Origin of the sequence: Lachnoclostridium sp. MSJ-17 (assembly GCF_018918205.1) — a bacterium.
GTDB lineage: Bacteria > Bacillota > Clostridia > Oscillospirales > Acutalibacteraceae > Ruminococcoides.
Genome location: NZ_JAHLQB010000030.1, coordinates 1 through 19419 on the forward strand (window position 1 = coordinate 1; position 19419 = coordinate 19419).

General features: G+C 43.9%; 22 protein-coding genes. 8 read left to right on the top strand and 14 right to left on the bottom strand.

Translation table 11 applies throughout. The features are described from left to right. On the top strand, positions 1–412 hold a 412-nt coding region (locus KQI64_RS02320; protein ID WP_330622933.1), incomplete at its 5' end, for a hypothetical protein. A 375-nt stretch (positions 413–787) separates the two neighbouring features. Then, positions 788–2008, top strand: coding sequence for an MFS transporter (locus KQI64_RS02325; RefSeq protein ID WP_002584949.1), 1221 nt, complete (start codon positions 788–790; stop codon positions 2006–2008). Between the two features lie 135 nt (positions 2009–2143). Here KQI64_RS02325 and lnu(C) read toward each other — a convergent pair whose 3' ends face one another. From lnu(C) to KQI64_RS02345, 4 genes are all read right to left on the bottom strand, one after another. Continuing rightward, positions 2144–2638, bottom strand: a complete 495-nt coding sequence (gene lnu(C) / locus KQI64_RS02330) for a lincosamide nucleotidyltransferase Lnu(C) (protein WP_019543803.1) — start codon at positions 2636–2638, stop codon at positions 2144–2146. 23 nt (positions 2639–2661) lie between these two features. Next, positions 2662–3699, bottom strand: a complete 1038-nt coding sequence (locus KQI64_RS02335; protein ID WP_002837184.1) for an IS1595-like element ISSag10 family transposase — start codon at positions 3697–3699, stop codon at positions 2662–2664. Positions 3700–3821: 122 nt separating this feature from the next. Beyond that, positions 3822–4622, bottom strand: a complete 801-nt coding sequence (locus KQI64_RS02340; RefSeq protein ID WP_002575858.1) for a helix-turn-helix domain-containing protein — start codon at positions 4620–4622, stop codon at positions 3822–3824. Between the two features lie 78 nt (positions 4623–4700). Then, on the bottom strand, positions 4701–4964 hold the full coding sequence (locus KQI64_RS02345) for a hypothetical protein (RefSeq protein WP_002575859.1): 264 nt from the start codon (positions 4962–4964) through the stop codon (positions 4701–4703). A 228-nt stretch (positions 4965–5192) separates the two neighbouring features. On the opposite strand from KQI64_RS02345, the gene KQI64_RS02350 reads away from it, so the two are divergent. The 5 genes from KQI64_RS02350 to KQI64_RS02370 all read left to right on the top strand — a co-directional run bounded on the left by KQI64_RS02350 (position 5193) and on the right by KQI64_RS02370 (position 9033). Beyond that, entirely contained in the window at positions 5193–5606 is a 414-nt protein-coding gene (locus tag KQI64_RS02350) for a cysteine-rich VLP domain-containing protein (protein WP_002575860.1), read from the top strand. Between the two features lie 111 nt (positions 5607–5717). Then, on the top strand, positions 5718–6113 hold the full coding sequence (locus KQI64_RS02355; protein ID WP_002575861.1) for a replication initiator protein A: 396 nt from the start codon (positions 5718–5720) through the stop codon (positions 6111–6113). Positions 6114–6286: 173 nt separating this feature from the next. Next, positions 6287–7231: a MobV family relaxase gene (gene mobV / locus KQI64_RS02360; RefSeq protein ID WP_002575862.1), complete on the top strand. Its 945-nt coding sequence runs from the start codon at positions 6287–6289 to the stop codon at positions 7229–7231. Then, entirely contained in the window at positions 7215–7427 is a 213-nt protein-coding gene (locus KQI64_RS02365; protein ID WP_002584948.1) for a hypothetical protein, read from the top strand. The genes mobV and KQI64_RS02365 overlap by 17 nt, the downstream gene beginning before the upstream one ends. 94 nt (positions 7428–7521) lie before the next feature. Next, a complete protein-coding gene (locus KQI64_RS02370) occupies positions 7522–9033 on the top strand; it encodes a recombinase family protein (protein WP_002575864.1) in 1512 nt (503 codons plus the stop codon). A gap of 18 nt (positions 9034–9051) precedes the next feature. Here KQI64_RS02370 and KQI64_RS02375 read toward each other — a convergent pair whose 3' ends face one another. From KQI64_RS02375 to KQI64_RS02395, 5 genes are read right to left on the bottom strand one after another with little or no spacing between them, the layout of a single operon-like run. Next, positions 9052–9624 (bottom strand): hypothetical protein, encoded by a 573-nt coding sequence (locus tag KQI64_RS02375; protein WP_216523164.1) that lies wholly within the window; start codon positions 9622–9624, stop codon positions 9052–9054. 14 nt (positions 9625–9638) lie between these two features. Further along, a complete protein-coding gene (locus tag KQI64_RS02380) occupies positions 9639–10043 on the bottom strand; it encodes a hypothetical protein (protein ID WP_216523165.1) in 405 nt (134 codons plus the stop codon). Then, positions 10043–10702, bottom strand: coding sequence for a hypothetical protein (locus tag KQI64_RS02385; protein ID WP_216523166.1), 660 nt, complete (start codon positions 10700–10702; stop codon positions 10043–10045). Before KQI64_RS02385 ends, KQI64_RS02380 begins: the two co-directional genes overlap by 1 nt. 20 nt (positions 10703–10722) lie before the next feature. Then, on the bottom strand, positions 10723–11775 hold the full coding sequence (locus KQI64_RS02390; RefSeq protein ID WP_216523167.1) for a helix-turn-helix transcriptional regulator: 1053 nt from the start codon (positions 11773–11775) through the stop codon (positions 10723–10725). 15 nt (positions 11776–11790) lie between these two features. Further along, positions 11791–12258 carry a hypothetical protein gene (locus KQI64_RS02395; protein WP_216523168.1) on the bottom strand — a complete coding sequence of 156 codons (468 nt, stop codon included), beginning with the start codon at positions 12256–12258 and terminating at the stop codon, positions 11791–11793. A 365-nt stretch (positions 12259–12623) separates the two neighbouring features. Here KQI64_RS02395 and KQI64_RS02400 point away from each other — a divergent pair, with 365 nt between their 5' ends. Further along, on the top strand, positions 12624–13289 hold the full coding sequence (locus tag KQI64_RS02400; RefSeq protein ID WP_253289157.1) for a recombinase family protein: 666 nt from the start codon (positions 12624–12626) through the stop codon (positions 13287–13289). Here the strand turns inward: KQI64_RS02400 and KQI64_RS02405 are convergent. The 5 genes from KQI64_RS02405 to KQI64_RS02425 are packed head-to-tail and all read right to left on the bottom strand — an operon-like array spanning position 13281 to position 19415. Then, entirely contained in the window at positions 13281–14015 is a 735-nt protein-coding gene (locus KQI64_RS02405; RefSeq protein WP_216523169.1) for a hypothetical protein, read from the bottom strand. The genes KQI64_RS02400 and KQI64_RS02405 overlap by 9 nt on opposite strands. A 19-nt stretch (positions 14016–14034) precedes the next feature. After that, the gene (gene brxL, locus KQI64_RS02410) at positions 14035–16104 is read right to left on the bottom strand and encodes a protease Lon-related BREX system protein BrxL (protein WP_216523170.1); all 2070 of its coding nucleotides are present in this window, start codon (positions 16102–16104) and stop codon (positions 14035–14037) included. Positions 16105–16115: 11 nt separating this feature from the next. After that, complete coding sequence (gene pglZ, locus KQI64_RS02415; protein WP_216523171.1) at positions 16116–18635, bottom strand: BREX-1 system phosphatase PglZ type A; 2520 nt, start codon at positions 18633–18635, stop codon at positions 16116–16118. Between the two features lie 23 nt (positions 18636–18658). Further along, on the bottom strand, positions 18659–18826 hold the full coding sequence (locus KQI64_RS02420) for a hypothetical protein (RefSeq protein WP_216523172.1): 168 nt from the start codon (positions 18824–18826) through the stop codon (positions 18659–18661). A 13-nt stretch (positions 18827–18839) separates the two neighbouring features. Further along, on the bottom strand, positions 18840–19415 hold the full coding sequence (locus KQI64_RS02425; RefSeq protein ID WP_216523173.1) for a hypothetical protein: 576 nt from the start codon (positions 19413–19415) through the stop codon (positions 18840–18842). Positions 19416–19419: the final 4 nt, after the last annotated feature.

The window sequence follows — 19419 nt, forward strand, 5'->3', positions numbered from 1 at the left end:
TAGCGGCAAGCAATGCAAGTGTATGGACACTTGCTTTTTTTGCGCCCCCACCGGGGCGGCAAAAATGCTTGTTGGGGTTGCTCCCCAAACCCGCCGTACTTCTGGCCACCGTGACCAGATGTGTGGCCACACTCCGGGAAAAGTAGCAGGACGGCAGGAAACCGTCAAGGCTGAAATGAATGGGCTGACGCCCGGCCTTGACCGTTCCCCGCCGCCCCGCTGGATGGGTGGACAAGGTGGCCAATCCCTAAAAGTGTTTGGCCGCACTCGTTCATTTTGGGGCCTTTCTTCTCCCAAAATTGAAATGGGCGGGAAAGCCCTAAAATGGCTTTCCCGCCTTGATTACCCATTAGCAAAGACGGGCGAGACTGTCAACGGCGGCGCTGAAAGCGCCGTTCATCTTGACCGTTGACTGGCTCGCCTGGCTTTGCTACTGCCCGTAAGAGATGGAAAAACAAGATGGAAAACAAGGTTAAAAATGGTTGACAAGTCTATCGGATGTGTGTTATACTGTGCGACAGTTTGAGATTGGAAGGAGGCTTACGTGTGTTAATTTGTGTACGCTAATAAGCAATAAAAAGTAGAAGTACCTTTCCACATGATGGTGGGCTTTTTTTGCGTGCGTATGCAAAGGAACACGTAGGTTTGACACGAGCAGTCTTTGAACTGTATCGTGGTGTTTTTTCGTGCTTTGTTGTTATGCAGGCGTCTGCCCTCTCTGTGGGACAACGCCTGCTTTTTATTGCAGAAACAAAGGAACAATGCAATAAAAAAGGAGGTTCGCATTATGACCCAAAACAACAATTCATGGAGAAAAACTTATTTTACACTTCTTGCCGGACAAGCAATATCCTTTATTAGCAGCGGTATTTTGCAAATGGCCATTATCTTTTATTTGGTTGCGAAAACTAATTCTGCAATCATATTGACGGCGGCAACACTGATTGGATTTTTGCCGCAAGCCTGTTTAGGCCCGTTTGCAGGTGCTTTTGTTGACCGGCACAGCCGTAAAAGCGTAATGATTGGTGCGGATTTGATAATTGCCGCCGCTGGCGGTATTCTGGCGCTGGTGGCGTTTTACATGGAATTGCCCGTATGGTCTATTATGGTTGTCCTGTTAATCCGAAGTGCGGGAACTGCTTTTCATTCTCCAGCATTCAGCGCAGCAACACCTATGATTGTGCCAAAAGAGGAACTTACAAAATGCGCTGGTTACACGCAGACCATGCAAGCAGTAAGTGCGATTATCAGTCCAGCTGCCGCAGCGTTTTTATATGCTGTTTGGCCTCTTAATGCAATTATATTGTTAGATATTGTGGGTGCAATCCTTGCCTGTGTGACTGTTGCGATTTCGTCCATACCAACGCCTGAACTATGTCCAGAAACGAAAAGACAACAGTTTTTACAGGATATGAAAGAGGGGTATGTGGTATTAAAGCAAAACAGGGGCCTCTTTGCTCTGCTCTGGATTGGTGTAATTTATATGTTCTTTTATATGCCAATCAGTACGCTTTTTCCTCTCATCTGTATGTCATACTTCAAAGGAACACCGGCCCATGCCTCTGCCGCTGAAATTGCTTTTGCGGTTGGTATGCTGCTTGGCGGAGTCATTCTGAGCATTTGGGGCGGTTTTAAGAAACGGCGGTACACCATCGGTCTTTCCGTTCTCCTGATGGGCGTTAGCAATATGCTCTCCGGGCTTTTGCCGCCAGACGCATTTCTTGTCTTTGTTGTGTGCTGTACTGTTATGGGAATTTCCGCTCCATTTTACGGTGTGCAAAATGCGATTTTTCAAGAAACGGTCAAACCAGAATATCTGGGGAGAGTTTTTTCTCTACTGACAAGCGCCGCTTCCCTCGCCATGCCGTTTGGCCTTGTCATTTCCGGGCCTCTGGCGGAGCGGCTGGGAGTTGAGAAATGGTTTGTCATTTGCGGAATTGGCATTATCATCGTTGCGCTTGCCGTATTTTTACTACCCGGTTTGAGAGAGATTGACAATACGCAATAATCAACTGCACCTTTTTCTATTACTAAACAAAATGCCTGGATGGTGGTTCTGAAAGGCTATGTCACAACAAACAGTTGATAAATAGCCATTTTTATAGGGGAGTATCAGAACTCCCCTACAAACTGTTATTTGCAGTTATCTATACTCATTTGGAATTTCGATATGAAGTGTCTCACACAATAACTTCACATCATGTGCATCATTTTCATCAAACTCGTATCCCAGATGGAACATTACTTGACTATATGGTTCAATACAGGAAACCTCTATTTCCTCAATTCTTCCTTTACCCGAAAAAGTTTCTACCGGAAAACAATCCCCATCATAAAGAATTTCACCTTCGTCCGTATATTCAAAACAATGCAAATCAATAATTCTGTTTTTCAAATCTTCCCATACAGTATGGTTCAATGTTGTATATTCCATCTTAATCTCATAAAAGCCATTAGCTTTCATTATTTCTATAAAGTTCTGATAATCGTTCTTTTCTACAAAAATGTCAATATCATTATGGGCTCTTGACTGATATCCAAGAAGAGCATCTACACCCCAGCCACCATCAAGAAAGACTTTAATCTCCGCATCTATTGCAAATTGAAGAATCTGTTTTACATCTGTTATATTGACCATCTTATCATCTCCACAAATTCTAATTAGGCGACCAGAGGAACTGCTGGTCTGTTTGATAAATCTCTGCATTTAGCAGTTTTCAATGTTGCCAAAACGAAAGTTAAGAAGATGTTCCTTTTCTCCATGTCGCTTTCTTTGGCGTAATTTACAAGGTTATTCCACACAAGATAGTTGTTCAGATACTTGGTAGAAACACCGTTAAAGCCACGCATAAACCTCTTTAGCTGGCTATGGTAGCTATTGATATGTTGGATATTATAAATGCCTTTCTTGGCTTTGCCAGTCTTTAACTGCACAAGGTCAATGCCATTGGCATTTGTAAATCTCACATAGGAGTTCATCTTGTCCGTAACAAGAGTGGAATTGGTCTTAATCCTACCATCATAAATATGATGTAAATCTCTTGTAGAAACTCTACCAGTATTCGTAATCTTGGAGATAGACAAGCCATTCCTATTAACCGCACAAGGAACACATACCTTTTCTTGGGACAAGCCTCTGATATGTGTAGAATGACCACGCTTATGAGCCTTGCGTGGCATAGCAAATGTCTTACTCTTGCTATGATTGCCCTTGTACGAGATGGCGAAAAAAGTTTCGTCAGCCTCAATAATGCCGTCAAGGGTAACATCGTCTGCCATATTCTGAAGTGCATCCAAAATCTTGTGTCTCCAAAGGAATGCGGTGTTTCTGTGAATCCCACAAGCAACAGCAGTCTTACGAATGGATAAGCCATTCATCATACAATCAATGTACTGCTCCCACACGGACAAGTCTTTTCTTGTACCAGACACAATGGAGTTCGTAGCAATCACGAAGGACTTGCCACAATCCTTACATACATATCGCTGTGTGCCATCTTTACGATGACCATTGCGAACCACATGGATACAGCCACAAAGAGGGCATACACGACCATTTGCAAAGCGTTCCTTTGCTACGAAATCTTCAATATTCAAAGACTTTACAAAGGCAGGACTTAAAAGCATTGTTTTAAGGCTTTCCTGCTCTGCGACAGTCAACTTACCGATAATATCTAATGCGTCTTTGATAGTAGGCATATCCAATTACCTCCTTCGGTGGTACTGTTTCTTACTATTATTATACGCTATTTCTCGTCAAAAATCAACCATTTGTTGTGACAGAGCCTTCTGAAAAACCAGAACCGCCGTTCAGGCATTTTTTATCTTCGTCCTCTCTGCGGTTTTGGATTCTTCAGCAAGTCGGATTTTTCCGCAATCTTTTTCAGCCACTTCCGTTCTTCTACTGACAGCTTCCTAAAATTCAGCTTGAGCCGTTTGCAGATAAACGCCAAGTACGCTTGTTCCGTGTCGCTGTCCTGGCTGACGATTTCACCAGCAGTTTCCAGCATTTCTTTTAGCGGGTTATCCTCTGGGACGCTGAAAAAATCGTCCTTGTGTGTTTCCCGCAGAGCAAGGGCAATCCCGTTTATGTCCCGTTGTATCACATAGCGGCAAAACTCGTCCTCATCAATATGGGCGGTGATAAGCTGTCTTAACTGCGTATCACTCATGCCAGGATTATGCTTTTTTATAACAGTTGCGCTCATCGTGTCCACTATGGCGTTTGCACCCTGCGCCTGTTTCAGTGCCGTTCCGTTCACATAGATTTCAAGGTCAGCCATCAGCCGGGGGAAATCCGGGTGCGCCGCCAGCTCACACAGCAGGGTATTGTCTATCCTCCCGCTTTTCAGCAGGTCAATCATTTCATCACTCAAACGCAGGTCTGCAAGATCGGCGTTTGGGTGATTTTTCATTTCAGACAGCCCCAGCAGATAATCAGCGGTCACACCGTAAAACTTCGCCAGCCGGATAAGGGCATAGTGGCTGATGTCCTTGAAGTCTTCCGTTTCGTAACTGCCCAGCGCAGACTTGGAAAGCCCGGTCTGCTCCGCAAGCTGCCCCAGCGTCAAGCCACGCTCCACACGTAGGTCTTTTAATCGCTCTTGTATGGATAAAGACATATTCACCCTCCTTGCTAGCTCAACGAAAGAGAAGCCGTTATGCTATGTACTATGCTCATAGCATAACGGCATAGGCATTTACAGTTTTATTTTACCATTTGCTACATCTTCACGAAATTTATCAACAAGCTTCGCTGTCAGCTTGGATTTACCGTAGTGTTCAAGTACAAAAGTACGATAACTTTTTCCATCTACAAGCACATCACTTTTTCTGGTCAACAACCAATTTCCGTTACCTCCTCCCTGTTCTCTAATATTCCAGTCTTTCCCATATCTTTTATAGATTTCATCTTTTTTACCTTGAACAGACATTGATTCGCTTGGAATATAAACAATTTGCATAATAGCTCCTCCTTTATTTTGTGCAAGAAGACCAGAAACCTGAATTTGTCTTTTATCTTTTTTTGATTATATCACAAATCCGAGAGCGTGGAAATAGGGAGTTTTTCAGGCTGATTTCCTACCTCTTGGATATACGGCACAGGCGGTCAAAAAGGTGTAGACTTGGGATAGTTCATCGATGGACAAGCACCTTGGAAACAGAACACGCCAAAGAAAACGGAGGGACGCATGAGCAAAAGACCCTATCAACACCTGCCGCCGCTGGAACACAGGCCGGACGGCTCCCCCTACCGCATAACCCCGCCCCAGAAGAGACGAGCCAGCGGCCTGATACGCCGGGAGTGCTGCAACTGCGAGGACGGAAACTGCCTTGCGCTGGACGATGGCGACACCTGCGCCTGTCCGCAGATGATTTCGTTCTCCGTCTGCTGCAAGTGGTTCCGCTGGGCGGTCTTGCCGCTGGACAGGACGCTGGAAGCGGAGATTTACCGGGACAGGGACTTGAAACGCTGTGCGGAGTGCGGCGGTGTGTTCGTCCCGAAGTCCAACCGGGGCAAATACTGCCCGGACTGCGCCGCCAGAGTTCACAGGCGGCAGAAAACAGAAAGTGAACGGAAAAGGAGGTCTGCTGTGGACAGTTAAAAGCGGGAAAAGCCTTGATTTGCAAGGCTCCGCAAGCCCTCAACCGGGGCGGCTGGTATCATTTATCATTCGCCCCGGAAAACGGGCCTCTAACCGTCCACAAAACACGCTATGACAAACACGATTTATATTCACCAGCCGGAAAAGGCGTTCAGTTTCACCCGGCTCCCCAATTTCCTTTTTGAAGCACCCACATTCCAGCCCTTGAGCAACGAAGCGAAGGTGCTGTATGCCTTTGTCCTGCGCCGGGCGGAGTTGTCCCGGAAGAACGGCTGGGCGGACGAGTACGGGCGGGTCTACCTGTACTACCCCATCTGCGAGGTGGTCGCTTTGCTCCGCTGCGGGCGGCAGAAAGCGGTCAACACCCTGCGGGAGTTGCAGTATGCGGGGCTGGTGGAAATCCAGAAACAGGGCTGTGGAAAACCCAACCGCATTTACCCGAAATCCTATGAAGCGGTTCCAAACACCGACTTCAAGAAATCCGGTTATGGTACGCCGGAGGGCTGAAAACCGTACTTGGCGAGTACGAAAATCAATCCTCTTGAAGTACGGAAATCTGACGGTATATAGAAATACAGAGATTAAAACCATCTATTTACATTCATTCCATTCCAATCCTATCAGAGATATTTTCGGCGGGAAAACCCGCCGGAAAGGAATGGAATGGGGAAAGGAGTTCAATGGCACAACACGCAATTTTGCGATTTGAGAAGCACAAGGGCCACCCGGCGGGGCCGCTGGAAGCCCACCATGAACGGAAAAAGGAGCAGTACGCCAGCAACCCGGACATTGACACCAGCCGGAGCAAGTACAATTTCCACATCGTCAAGCCGGATGGCCGCTACTACCATTTCATTCAGAGCCGCATCGAGCAGGCCAGATGCCGCACCCGCAAGGACAGCACTCGGTTTGTGGACACGCTGATTACCGCCAGCCCGGAGTTTTTCAAGGGCAAGTCCCCAAAGGAGATAGCGGCCTACTTCCAGAGGGCGGCGGACTTCCTCATTGACCGGGTGGGCCGGGAGAACATCGTTTCGGCTATGGTACACATGGATGAAAAAACGCCCCATCTGCACTTGGTCTTTGTGCCGCTGACAAAGGACAACCGCCTGTGCGCCAAAGAAATTATCGGCAACCGGGCCAATCTGACGAAGTGGCAGGACGATTTTCACGCCTGTATGGTGGAGCAGTACCCCGACCTGGAGCGTGGGGAAAGCGCCAGCAAGACGGGCCGGAAGCATATCCCCACCCGGCTGTTCAAACAGGCGGTCAACCTCTCCAAACAGGCGAGGGCCATTGAAGCGGTTCTCTCCGGCATTACCCCGCTGAACGCCGGAAAGAAGAAAGAGGAAGCCCTCTCCATGCTGAAAAAGTGGTTTCCGCAGATGGAGAACTTCTCCGGGCAACTGAAAAAATACAAGGTCACAATCAATGACTTGTTAGCGGAAAATGAAAAGCTGGAAGTCAGGGCAAAGGCCAGCGAAAAAGGCAAGATGAATGACACGATGGAACGGGCGAAGTTAAAAAGCGAACTGGACGATATGCGGCGGCTGGTTGACCGTATCCCGCCGGAGATTTTAGCGGAACTGAAACGGCAACAGCGGCAGCATGGAAAGGAAAGGTGATCTTATAAGTAATATCAGATACAAAAAGGAAATCGAAATCGTGACTTTTCAGGGAAAGGAAATCACACTGGAAAATCTCTCCCCGGTGTTCACGCCGGAACAGGAAGCAGCCAAACGCCGGGAACTGGAACAGCAGCTTTATGAGGTGTTCCGCAAGTACGCCGACAAGCGGGAGAGTGAGGAAGCCGGGACATAAGGTTTTCCAAACCCATCATTGATTTGCGGGGCTGCTGGCGGTATAATAGAACTGTCAGCAGCTCCGTTTCTTTTTTAAGAAAAGGAGCGACAATATGAACAATCGGATAGACGCAATCTATGCAAGACAATCGGTAGACAAAAAGGACAGCATTTCCATTGAAAGCCAGATTGAATTTTGCAAATACGAGTTGAAAGGCGGTAACTGCAAGGAATACACAGACAAAGGGTACAGCGGCAAGAACACAGACCGTCCGAAGTTTCAAGAACTGGTGCGGGACATCAAGCGGGGCTTGATTGCAAAGGTCGTGGTTTACAAGCTCGACCGTATCAGCCGTTCCATTCTGGACTTTGCCAACATGATGGAGCTGTTCCAGCAGTACAATGTGGAGTTTGTGTCCTCTACGGAAAAGTTTGATACCTCCACGCCGATGGGACGGGCCATGCTGAATATCTGTATCGTGTTCGCCCAGCTTGAACGGGAAACGATACAGAAGCGGGTAACGGACGCTTACTACTCCCGCAGTCAGCGGGGCTTTAAGATGGGCGGGAAAGCCCCTTACGGCTTCCATACGGAGCCTATCAAGATGGACGGTATCAACACAAAGAAGCTGGTGGTAAACCCGGAGGAAGCGGCCAATATCCGGCTGATGTTTGAGATGTACGCCCAGCCCACAACTTCCTACGGGGACATTACCCGGTACTTTGCCGAACAGGGGATTTTGTTCCATGGCAAAGAGCTGATACGCCCCACGCTGGCGCAGATGTTACGCAATCCTGTCTATGTGCAGGCAGACCTTGATGTGTACGAATTTTTCAAAAGTCAAGGTACAGTCATTGTCAATGACGTTGCCGATTTTACGGGCATGAACGGCTGCTATCTGTATCAAGGGCGAGATGTAAAGGCCAGCAAGAAAAACGACTTAAAAGACCAAATGCTGGTACTGGCTCCCCATGAGGGTATCGTCCCCTCCGACACCTGGCTGACCTGCCGCAAGAAGCTGATGAACAACATGAAAATCCAGTCTGCCCGGAAAGCCACCCACACATGGCTGGCAGGAAAAATCAAGTGCGGGAATTGCGGGTATGCTCTTATGAGTATCTACAATCCCTCCGGCAAACAGTATCTCCGCTGCACGAAACGGCTGGACAATAAAAGCTGTCCTGGCTGTGGGAAAATCATCACTTCGGAACTGGAAGCGGTTGTTTATCAGCAGATGGTAAAGAAGCTGGCAAGCTACAAGACGCTGACAGGAAAAAAGAAAGCGGCAAAGGCAAACCCGAAAATCACCGCCCTGCAAGTGGAACTTGCCCATGTAGACAGCGAGATTGAAAAGCTGGTGGACAGTCTGACGGGGGCAAACAATGTCCTGTTCTCCTATGTGAATGTGAAGATAGCGGAACTGGACGGGCGCAAGCAGGAACTTCTGGCAAGGATAGCGGAGTTGACTGTGGAGGCCATCAGCCCGGAACAGGTCAGCCAGATTTCCGGCTACCTCGATACCTGGGAGAATGTATCTTTTGATGACAAGCGGCGTGTGGTGGATTTGATGATCACCACCATAGCCGCCACAAGCGACAGCTTGAACATCACATGGAAAATCTGACTGGCGGCACCCCTCCCGTCAGATACCTACCCTGTGTAGTCCCTTGTAAACTGTACTTTTGTATTGTATATACTTTTTGGTTCTTCGTTTTGGTTCCCCCGGAGGATAACATTCGGTTCGGTTTCCATTAAGTGAAGTTTTGTTAAGATTATTGCTTAATACCGATAAAATATCCTTTTCTCTGTCTTCATATTTATTAGAGCGGCATATCAGCTTGCGAGTTTTCAAATACTCTGTTTGTTTGCAATCTGACTTTGAAATACCCATTTCACCGACATGAGCAATTTTATACTCGTATTTGTAATAGCAGTCCGTTTGATACTGTTGTGGAAAGTCAAAGATATTTCCCTCGTCAGTATTGGCTTCCTGCCCCAAAATCATTATCTTTTTATCGGCTTTTACATATGAATCAAAACAAGTGAGTAATTGGATACCATTGTAGTTTTCAGCGTTAAAGCCTTCTGAATCAAAGCGTTTTGACGTTATATGAGTATAAAAAGCTGTATACATTGCTTTTAACTCGGTATTTTTTTCTGCTGATTTTGTGTTTTTTTCAAATATACCCGTATTTGAGTAATCTTTACAAGGCACACGGACATCTCCTTTTATGGATATTTCTTGATAGTTACCGGTTTATTATTTTTTGATAGTTGCTCAATATTACGCTTGGTTCCTTTGCTCTTTCCATCCCAAAGCATTAGCCCGCAATCCGCGTCAATTGCCATTGCAATGTCTTTTTGAATGAAAAAGTCGAAGCCATTTATTTCAGGAGAAACAGGTATATGTTGAACTTCCCAACCGCCGATATTATTTCGGACAGTATTTCCGCTGACATAGACGGTAACTTTTTTATAGCCCGTATCAGCGAAGTATTCCTGTACCGCTGCATCGGCACCGCGGCAATCACCTATTAACACGGTATCTCCGTGTTGGATTATTTTGTTTAGCTCTTGAATAGTATCATCACTAAGATAATGTATAGATTTTGAGCCTGCGATAAATGTTTTCATCAGATTAATCTATCTAAATAAACCGTAGTATCCGTAATCTGAATTTTACTTCCCATTTCGTACTTAGCGTATTTCCAAAGATATTTGTCGATTTCCTTGTAGGATATATTCTCTAACTTAAAATGCTTTACAAATGCGTTATATACCTTGCAGTAATTATGATAGTTGTTGAGATCGTTTTGCGTAAAGCCCTGATGAAAAAAGCGAAAACGTTTTTCTTCAATTTTATTCATGTAGTAAAGCATACCCTTTGAATAACTGTCGACAATCGGAAATTCAGCGGGATTATGAAAGCTGCAATACTTGGAAGCGAAGGAGTAGAGCTTGCGCTGATAAAAACTTCCGCAATACGCAATTCGATTTACAATGTCATAATCAACCTTCTCGCCATAAATTGAGCTGTCGATCTTGAGCGCTACAATATCACGGGAGACATTCAACAAGTCCATATCTAAGATTTGTGTGCTGTAAAAAGCATTTAACAACGTAACTTTTGCTAATACTTCGTCGAGCTCTGTGTTGTTTGGAAACTTATCAAACAGCTTGATAATTGCACTATCCTTAAAGAAATCCGAACGATTGTTGTCATTATCAAACTTATCAACATACTCTTTTACCAATTCCGGTGTTGGATAATCAAATTGAAAAGTCTTTGCCATTATTCATCTCTCCTTATTGTTTATCTATATTTTTTCAATCCAATCCGCATATTATCAATCATCTGCTCTCTAAGTCTTTGCGGAGCAATGATTTCAACAAACGGAGTGAATGCCTTTGCGAATTGCTCAACTGCCATTTCATTTACCGTGACTGTTACTGTGATTTGCTCGTCCGTTTCGTCCGTGAGTCGTATATTTTTCCCGAACATATCAATCGTGTCGCTGAGGATGATCTTATCAATGCGGAATACCGCATGAACGTCTTCACTTGCGAACATATACGGGTGCTTGGTCATATATTCCTTGATGTTAAGTCTGCGCCCGTTTGCTTCAGGCAAGGATTCAAACGGCTTTGCCGCTTCGTCAAGGATTTCAATATCACAGATTCGGTCTATTCGGTAGTTGGTGACGTCATCATACTTATCGTAATTGCAAATCAGATAATACTTTCCCTCACGCGCCGCCATATGATAAGGATTGATGACATAATCACGCACCGTTCCGTCCGCTCTCCTGCGCTTGTGTGGCTTTTTATCGGAGCGGTATTCGGTGTAATGAAAGCGAACCTTTCTGCCTTTTGAAATTGCTTCGTCCAACAGCTCGATGTTATAAAACAACTGCCGGTTATCTGTCTTTTCAACAGGCGGCTTTATAATATAGCGAACGCGGGAATCAAAATAGATGTTTGACAAGCCTTTCAGCTTCTTCACCAGCCTTTGGCTCTGTTCGCTCGGAATATGCGTTGAGAACATCACGCTGTCAACCAACAGCCGCAGTTCACTGTCCGTAAACTCATGATTCAAGTAAAAATCGGTAAGGATATGGCTTTCCTCCAACTCACCGCTTCTACCTTTAATCATTCTCAGCGAATCGCTGTATTCAATATCATAGCCGAACTCAATTAAATCCATCAGGTTCCGCTTGACAGCTTTACGCTCGGTTTTCATCTGATACTCACGCTCTAAAATTTCGAGGATATCATTCTGACTGAGTCTGTGGTTTTCGTCAGTGTATTTGCGGAGAATATCCAGAATATTCATAATCAACAGCTTTTTCGGCGGCTTGGCATACATCTCACTCACCTCTGATTAAATGATTTCGTCACCAAATGCTTTTAGTGTTTTAAAGTAGCACCACATATTTGGATCATAGGAATAATTATCAAATACTTCTGCGTCATCCCCGGTATAATGCCTGAGTATCGCGGCAGCTACACCTGATGAACGGGAAATACCCGCGTCACAATGAATTATCAACAGCCTATCCTTGTACTTCTCGGAGAATTCAACGATTTTTTCTGCGTCTCTATCGCACATGAGGTCTTTTTCGGAAGCAATAATATCATTTACATCTATGCTGTCTGGCTCATCGGCATCTACAAAAGACAGCTCTAATATATCAATGACTTGATTTCCTTTGCTCTTAAATACGTAATAATCGTATAAATTGTAAGGCGTGGAAATTGAAATGATAGCGGAAGGTTTGTCATGGTAGTTTTTACAGTATTGATATGCTTCCAAACGCGACATTACAATAACTTTGATTCTTTCATTCATACTGTTTCCCATATCTGCATACGCAACTCATTGATTTATGATATTATAATAGCATATTGATTTTCTTTCTGCAATCATTATACATATCTTTATGGTACTTTTTCGGTGCATCTTTCTTCTTCTGATATAGAGACCCTCATGAGATAGTAATAAACAGAAACAATATTTTCAGAGCAGATGTTTTTCAAAGGCTATGGAGTTTGATTCTGAACTATGTTATCATATAAACAAAACCATTTCTTTTCCTTTATATCGTTTATCAAAGAAAAATGTGATGATATCATGCGTAAATATTTCCAAAAGTATAAAAGAAACTCAGCAAGGGTTTTCTTTTATACTTTATTGTAAAGACTATGAGGTGAATTATGATTTACGGATATGCCAGATGTTCGACTAACGAGGAATTGCAGGCCATCAACAGACAGATCAGAGAATTGAAACAGCTCGGCGCATTGGAGGAGAGTATTTTCCGCGAATACGAAAGTGGTATGAAGAATGACCGCGTGGAACTTCAACGGCTGTTATCCGCTGTCGAAGCAGGCGACACGATTGTCGCTACCGAGGTCAGCCGGATTACGCGCAGCACAAAACAGCTCTGTGAAATCATTGAATTGGCAAAAGACAGACATATCAAATTGGTGCTGGGTTCGTTTGTCGTCGATTGTACAAAGGAGCTTGACCCTATGACAGAAGGTATGCTGAAAATGATGGGCGTATTCAGCGAGTTGGAACGCAACATCATCAGCCAGCGCGTCAAAAGTGGTCTGCAGAATGCCAAAGCCAAAGGCGTAGCTATTGGCAGACCCGTGACCTCTGAGGACAGAATCCCAAGCATATTTTTCAAATACTATCCAAAGTCAAACGCGGTGAAATCAACAAGTCTGAATTTGCTAGGCTCTGTTCGGTGTCCTATCCCACGATATTCAAATATATCGCTATTGTCGAAGGGTCGCGTTGTGATAAAACATTTTGGTAAGAAGCCGTGCAATATCTTTTGTAGCGCGACTCTAAACATCTTAATATTACTTTAGATTTTTTGCTTTATAATTTTCATTGGGAGAAGAATTTGTTGTGTGTTTCTCAACAGCAATAACAATAGCTTCTTCTTCCATGCTATCATGTGAAACAAGTACCCTGTCTCCAATTTTGGGTGATTGATCATTTGATATTGCATAAAGATTGGTGCCATTTGAAAGCAATGAAACTCTGCAAAGAACGAAAGGAGTGTTTGAAACAGACGGAACGTCAACTATGGTGTTTTTTTCGTTTGTATCTTCGTAATATTCATCAGCACCACAAGTTTTTTTTGCTTCCTCTAATGCCCTGTTGTAATCATCTCGTGTTTCATAATCACACGGATCAACACCATACTCGCTGCCATCCTCGCAATTCAATCTCCAAGCATATCTATTGTTGATTGTCGAAGAATATTTGATTTGATTAAAAATCGGATCTTCGGGAACAACATTTATCATCTTTCGATGTGGGTAAGGGGTGTCAGCTTCAACATCAAAAGAGCCAATAGCTCCGAGAAAGCCACCTGTTCTGACTATATCCTCCGTTGATCGGAAACCGCCTGTACCTATCTTAAAAGCAGATACTTTGTATGGATTGATTTTACCTTTCTTGGAGTAATGGTACTTCCTCTCCATCTTATTAGCGATGGCATTCATCGCTATTCCTCCGGCTATATCAATAAGAGTGTTGAACGGCTCAGGACACTTTGAGCTTCTTTTATACTTCTTATGCTTAGCCATATTCAACACTCCTTTCGATTTATTCTACACCTAACGCCTTAAATACAGCATCTTCGGGTGTTTGATAGAAAATAAGATTAAAACAACCGATCAACTCTGCGGGAACTGTACTCAAATCCGCAGCCGAAGTTATCGGAAGCAAGACCTTCTTTGCTCCGCTATCAAGGCAAACCTGAAGCGTGCTTGCAAGGCTTTCGCCTTTTATAAGCGTTCCTGCAATACTTATATCTCCAAGAACTGCCAAACTGCTTACGGCAGGTTTTCCGAGAGCAACAGAACAAAGAGCAATCAAGGTCGGCAGCGTCAGCTTATCTGTCATTCCGATACCTTGTAAATCCTGATAGTTGACAATATAATTCTTGGTTGTTGTGCTTATGTTGGCACTAATTCTGTTAGAATTCGCCTTAAGATAGTTAAACGCTGTATTAACAGCTTCTTTGCTGTCTGAATTACTGCCGATACCCGTTCTTTCAAGTTTTCCGTTGCCCGGCATCATTTGTGACTCAAGACGGAAAACGCCTATCATTCCTGATTTTGAAGGGGCAACTGTATAAATCTGTCCGGGGTTGCCCATTCCTTCGGGAATCAGCTTACCGCCGCCTTGTTCTGGAACGGAGACATAATGCTCCTCAAAGGTATCGTTATCAATGTATGAGAAGTTTACATCGTAAAACTCCATACCGCCGAGCTTTTTGAGCTGTTCTTTTACTCTGCGGCGCATTTCAAGTGCAAAAATCAGGATTTCCTCAACCTGTTCTTTTGTAAAATCTCCATCAGGATAGATCAGCTTAATCATACCGCCGACAATCTTTCTGACCGCTACGGTATCTCTTTGATTGAGGTTTGTACCCAAGCGGAAATACTTATCTAAGGCATCGCCGTACTGTTCCTTACGCAGCTCACGAATAAACTCAGCAAGATAGTCCGTGATGAATCCATAGTCATTAGTAAAGTGTTCAGGTCTGAATTTTGGTATTTCCCAGCCGGGGACATAACAGTGCATACGGTCAAGGAAAGCTGTATCTAATCCCATTTCGGGAGGAAACGGAGCAAACAGGCTTGACGTTTTCAAAAGGACTTCAACGCTCTGATTGATATTTCCGACAAACGCCATTGAAGCAGAAGCGGAAATCTCGTCTTTTCCTCTGGCGAAGGAACCGGAGTTCATATAATCTTTCATTATCTGAACGCCGTCTTTATCTTTAAAGCGAATACCTGCTACCTCGTCAAATGCGACACAATCCCACACGCCGACAAGTCCGACCTGCTTGCGACCCATATTATAGAACAGATTGGCTACAGTTGTTTGTCCGCCCGAAACAAGAATACTGTTCGGTGATACTTCTTTGTAGATGTGTGACTTTCCCGTGCTTCTCGGGCCAAGCTCACATAAATTAAAATTGTTTTCAACAAGCGGAATCATACGGGCGAGTAACAGCCATTTCTCACGTTCCTTCAATCGGTCGGGTTCCATTCCGGTTGAACGGAGCATGATCGAAATCCATTCGTCCTTTGTAAATGCCTTACGACCTTCCTTAAGCTCCTTAATGTCGATATGCGGCATTTGAACCGGAGTGAGTTTGCGGATTTTTACCGGAGGAACATCTCTTTCCCCCTCGTTGTATTCATATTCAAGTCCGACAATGCACCAAATACCGCCACACAACAAACGGTCAAACTCAGAGGGGTAATCTTCAGGAATCGGGATGTTTTTTAATCCGAGGTTCATAAACTCCGCTTCGTATTTATCGTTCTTGATGTTCAGATGCACAGTCAGTTTGTCGATAACCGTGTAGCTGCCGCGCTGACGAAGAAGCGACATAATCTTTTGTGCTTCGTCGGGACGCACATAGTTATCCGTCAGAATTCTTTTAACGGTATTCAAACCTTCATCTATGACAAACTCATCGTCAGAGCTGCAATACTGACCAAGCAAAAACTCAAGAACATAGACAGGCACATTTGCGCCTTCCTTGATTTTCTTTGTCAGGTCTTTACGGACGATTCTACCGTCAAAGGTTTGTTTTAGCTTTCTGTTGATGGCTTCGTTCGCGTCATCCGCATTTATTCTATCTATATTGTCGCTCATAACTGCACCTCTTAAAATCCGAAGTCATCGGCAAAGGCTATGTCAATCATAACCTCTTGGCGCAATACTTCTAAATCCTTCTTATCATCTACGATCAACAGGTAATACTTATCGCTGCGGTTGTACGGTCTGTTTCTGAGATTAAATCTCAGCTTGAATATTCTGTTGGCAGCTTCCGTACTCTTGTTGTCAGCCGTATGGATAATCTCATTTGAAATCTTTTCGCCATTTTCGTTGACAAAGCAAATTCGGTAGGTCGTTTCCTTGACCACACTTCCAACAGGCTCATTCTGAATAAAGTCAAGCGAGAAAATAAGATTGGTAATCTTATTACTCAGGCTCACGAGCGAAATGACAGCGCTGGTCGTTTCTTTATGCCCTTTCTCTGTTCTGACATCAATGAGAGGGATCAGCATTTCCTGTGGAGAGCTACCGCCGTGTACGAAGTTTATACCGCCGCCCTGTGCTTTGAAAATATCGCTTGCCATCGGGAAGCTGACTATCTTATCGTCGTCGTTCTGTAATATGTCGGCAAGCGGCAGGCTCTCAACACCATCGGCTTCAACCGCTTTCTTTGCAACAACATAACGCTTCGCCTTATATACTTTTGAGCCTGTTATGTTTCCGATTTTATCGCTTTCGGTAAGGTTATCACGTTTGTAAATGAAGCCGTGATCCGCCGTAACGATAAAGTGTACTGTGTTGGCGCAGGTTGTTAATCTTCTTATTAAAGCGGAGATTTCCTCAATCGCTTCTTCGCAAGCTGTAAATACTTCATTCTCGGTATTGAGTTTGTCCCCACGAGCGTCAATCTGATTATGATAGACGTACACAACATCCTGATTAGTAAACACTTCTCGGAGCTGTGTCTGATTCATATTTTTTAGGTCGTCGTACTGTACGCAACGGCTGTTTTGTTTGTATGATTGTAATATCGGTTCTCTGTGTGCTGTATCGTTGCAGCCCTTACCGTCAACGAGGACTTCAAAATCGTCTGTCAATTCCAGCGTCCTATGCGGCAGCAGCGCAGCCATACCCAAACGTGTGTAAGATGGCAAAACACTCTGCATAGGCTCAATCTTCACCTTGCATTTCTCGTCGGATTTGAGCTTGCGGAACAGGCTGTATCCGACCTCGTAGCGCAAAGCGTCAGAGATAATAACTACCGTTCTCTCCTTTGCGTAACGGATATATCTATCAAAGAAGTTAATCTGTTTTGTCAAACGAGTATCGCCGTCTGCGGCTTTCAGCTCACGATTCCAATTAACACAAATGTTATTCAGATAATCGTTGGTATATACATTCTCTACGAGCTGACGCAGATTCTCAAATTTCCTCGTATCTTCAACCTTATCATAGTGGAAGTAGAAATATCTGTAACGGCGATCCGCTTCGTAAAGTTCTTCCTGATACTTTCGGACAATGTTTTGAACACCCGAAACAGGCACATATACGCCGTAAGAGAGCAAATGCCAAGCGTTTTCAATCACATAATACTCGGCGCTCACCTTGTTGCCGAAATGATTTCTGCGGCGGTTGATACAAATCTCAGTAATACTCTTGCCGTTCAGCTTTGCGGCTGTGTCCTCGTTTTCAAGGCGTTCAATCAGCCAATCAATGAGGATTCTGTCTATACCGGCAAAGAGGTGACAATCCACAATATCGGCAGGCTCCATTTTGCGCAGCACCTTGTCTGCGTTCAGAGCGTTATACACTATATCAGAGATTTCATCAAAACGCTTGCCGTAGAGGTAGCTGTTCATCAGGTTATCGAGATAGACTGTAACGTTATTTGTGGACTTATACGCAACAAAAGATTTCCACGGCTGCGGCAACTCGCCGTAAACCGTTTTGGAAAGGTATGTAACAAACAACGTCATAGTAAACTTTTCAAGAGTAGGCTTCGGATCAGAGTAACCGAAATGCTCGTTAGCCTGTTCCCAGAAAGCCTTATCAACGCCGTATCTCTCAAACTCAGCGAGGTACTTGTTATCGTCAAAGCCGTCCTCTGTCAGAATAGCTCTGACAACCTCCTCAAAGTTAGAGGTTTTGAGCTTGCAGATAACGCTCATGATGCCGATCTCAATATCAGCCTTCGTAGTCGCTTCAATTTCAAGGTCGTAAAACTTCTGTCTGTGCTTATTACCTGCAAAGAATTTTTTATACTCCTGAAATACGTCCTTGAGCTTTTCGTCAAAGCCCAAGTCCAGAGTAATAAGGGAAGCACGGTCAGCGTAGAAACGCTTGGAATAACGCAGGGTATCTTCCAAATGGTTCTCCTTTATATCCGGCTTTGGAAAAGGAGCATACACAAGGTAATGCGTAGTAGTATCCTCGCACTCCAGAAAGTGCTTGATAAAGAATTGATTATCCTTTTCCAAGTGCAGGACTTTTGCGTTACTAAGCTCCAGCGTGTCAATATCCTCGGCAAACTCGCCGTTTTCATCGTACCAAAATACGAGCTTGCGGACGTCGCCTTTTAGCTGAGAGTTTAGCTTATCTGTTATTTGTTTTAGATTTAATTCAGCCATAATTCTTCACTAACTTTTTTCAGTTATTCATCGTCTTCATTTAAGGTGTAAATATCAACTCTTGTAGGAGGATCCGGAACAATAATGGGGTTTTCCTTGCCTTCTGCGCTGTTTATCTCTAATTGTATCGGTGGCTGCACTATCTCTGGTTCACCATCATTATGCAATGGTAAGTTATGTATTTTTTTCATAGTATTATTCTCCTTATACCATTTTACAAATTGCTATAAAAAACCATATAAAGCATAAAGCAATAGAAATGTAAAAAAACAACATAGACAGTCTTACGTATTTTATTCTTTTCCCATTATTGCTATGCAATGATTTTTCTAATTCTTCATATGTTTTAGCCATATACTTACTGCGTTGTGCTTGCGTAACAAAGCTATCCTTATTATCTTCTATAAATTGTGTGTGTTCTTCTGCTGTAGGCAATGTTGCTTGTTTCTTTCTGTGTTGTGCAATTGTTGCAAACACTAAGCATAACATCAATACTATTGCAACAGAAGAAAATGCTATTAACAGAAAGATAAAAGATAACACTCCACGGTTTTGGACAATTACAGGTGCTATTGTAAATAAAGCAATTATAACAAAAGAAAAAGCTGTTTGCATATTACTTGCTTGTCGAATTATCGAGTCTTCTCTGTCTCTTTCGTGTTGGTATTTTATTTTTGAAAAATCACAAATATAGTCATAAAGTGTGTCATAATCGTATTCATGCTGTTTTTCGTTCTTTTTTTTACACTTTACTTTGATTATCTTTTTAGGCTTTTTCATTATT

Bases quoted from the DNA above. Each gene is read 5' to 3' on its own strand.
- KQI64_RS02325 (WP_002584949.1), top strand. From the start codon at position 788: ATGACCCAAAACAACAATTCATGGAGAAAAACTTATTTTACACTTCTT.
- KQI64_RS02335 (WP_002837184.1), bottom strand. From the start codon at position 3,699: ATGCCTACTATCAAAGACGCATTAGATATTATCGGTAAGTTGACTGTC.
- KQI64_RS02340 (WP_002575858.1), bottom strand. From the start codon at position 4,622: ATGTCTTTATCCATACAAGAGCGATTAAAAGACCTACGTGTGGAGCGT.
- KQI64_RS02345 (WP_002575859.1), bottom strand. From the start codon at position 4,964: ATGCAAATTGTTTATATTCCAAGCGAATCAATGTCTGTTCAAGGTAAA.
- KQI64_RS02350 (WP_002575860.1), top strand. From the start codon at position 5,193: ATGAGCAAAAGACCCTATCAACACCTGCCGCCGCTGGAACACAGGCCG.
- KQI64_RS02355 (WP_002575861.1), top strand. From the start codon at position 5,718: ATGACAAACACGATTTATATTCACCAGCCGGAAAAGGCGTTCAGTTTC.
- mobV (WP_002575862.1), top strand. From the start codon at position 6,287: ATGGCACAACACGCAATTTTGCGATTTGAGAAGCACAAGGGCCACCCG.
- KQI64_RS02365 (WP_002584948.1), top strand. From the start codon at position 7,215: ATGGAAAGGAAAGGTGATCTTATAAGTAATATCAGATACAAAAAGGAA.
- KQI64_RS02370 (WP_002575864.1), top strand. From the start codon at position 7,522: ATGAACAATCGGATAGACGCAATCTATGCAAGACAATCGGTAGACAAA.
- KQI64_RS02380 (WP_216523165.1), bottom strand. From the start codon at position 10,043: ATGAAAACATTTATCGCAGGCTCAAAATCTATACATTATCTTAGTGAT.
- KQI64_RS02385 (WP_216523166.1), bottom strand. From the start codon at position 10,702: ATGGCAAAGACTTTTCAATTTGATTATCCAACACCGGAATTGGTAAAA.
- KQI64_RS02390 (WP_216523167.1), bottom strand. From the start codon at position 11,775: ATGTATGCCAAGCCGCCGAAAAAGCTGTTGATTATGAATATTCTGGAT.
- KQI64_RS02395 (WP_216523168.1), bottom strand. From the start codon at position 12,258: ATGAATGAAAGAATCAAAGTTATTGTAATGTCGCGTTTGGAAGCATAT.
- KQI64_RS02400 (WP_253289157.1), top strand. From the start codon at position 12,624: ATGATTTACGGATATGCCAGATGTTCGACTAACGAGGAATTGCAGGCC.
- KQI64_RS02405 (WP_216523169.1), bottom strand. From the start codon at position 14,015: ATGGCTAAGCATAAGAAGTATAAAAGAAGCTCAAAGTGTCCTGAGCCG.
- brxL (WP_216523170.1), bottom strand. From the start codon at position 16,104: ATGAGCGACAATATAGATAGAATAAATGCGGATGACGCGAACGAAGCC.
- pglZ (WP_216523171.1), bottom strand. From the start codon at position 18,635: ATGGCTGAATTAAATCTAAAACAAATAACAGATAAGCTAAACTCTCAG.
- KQI64_RS02420 (WP_216523172.1), bottom strand. From the start codon at position 18,826: ATGAAAAAAATACATAACTTACCATTGCATAATGATGGTGAACCAGAG.
- KQI64_RS02425 (WP_216523173.1), bottom strand. From the start codon at position 19,415: ATGAAAAAGCCTAAAAAGATAATCAAAGTAAAGTGTAAAAAAAAGAAC.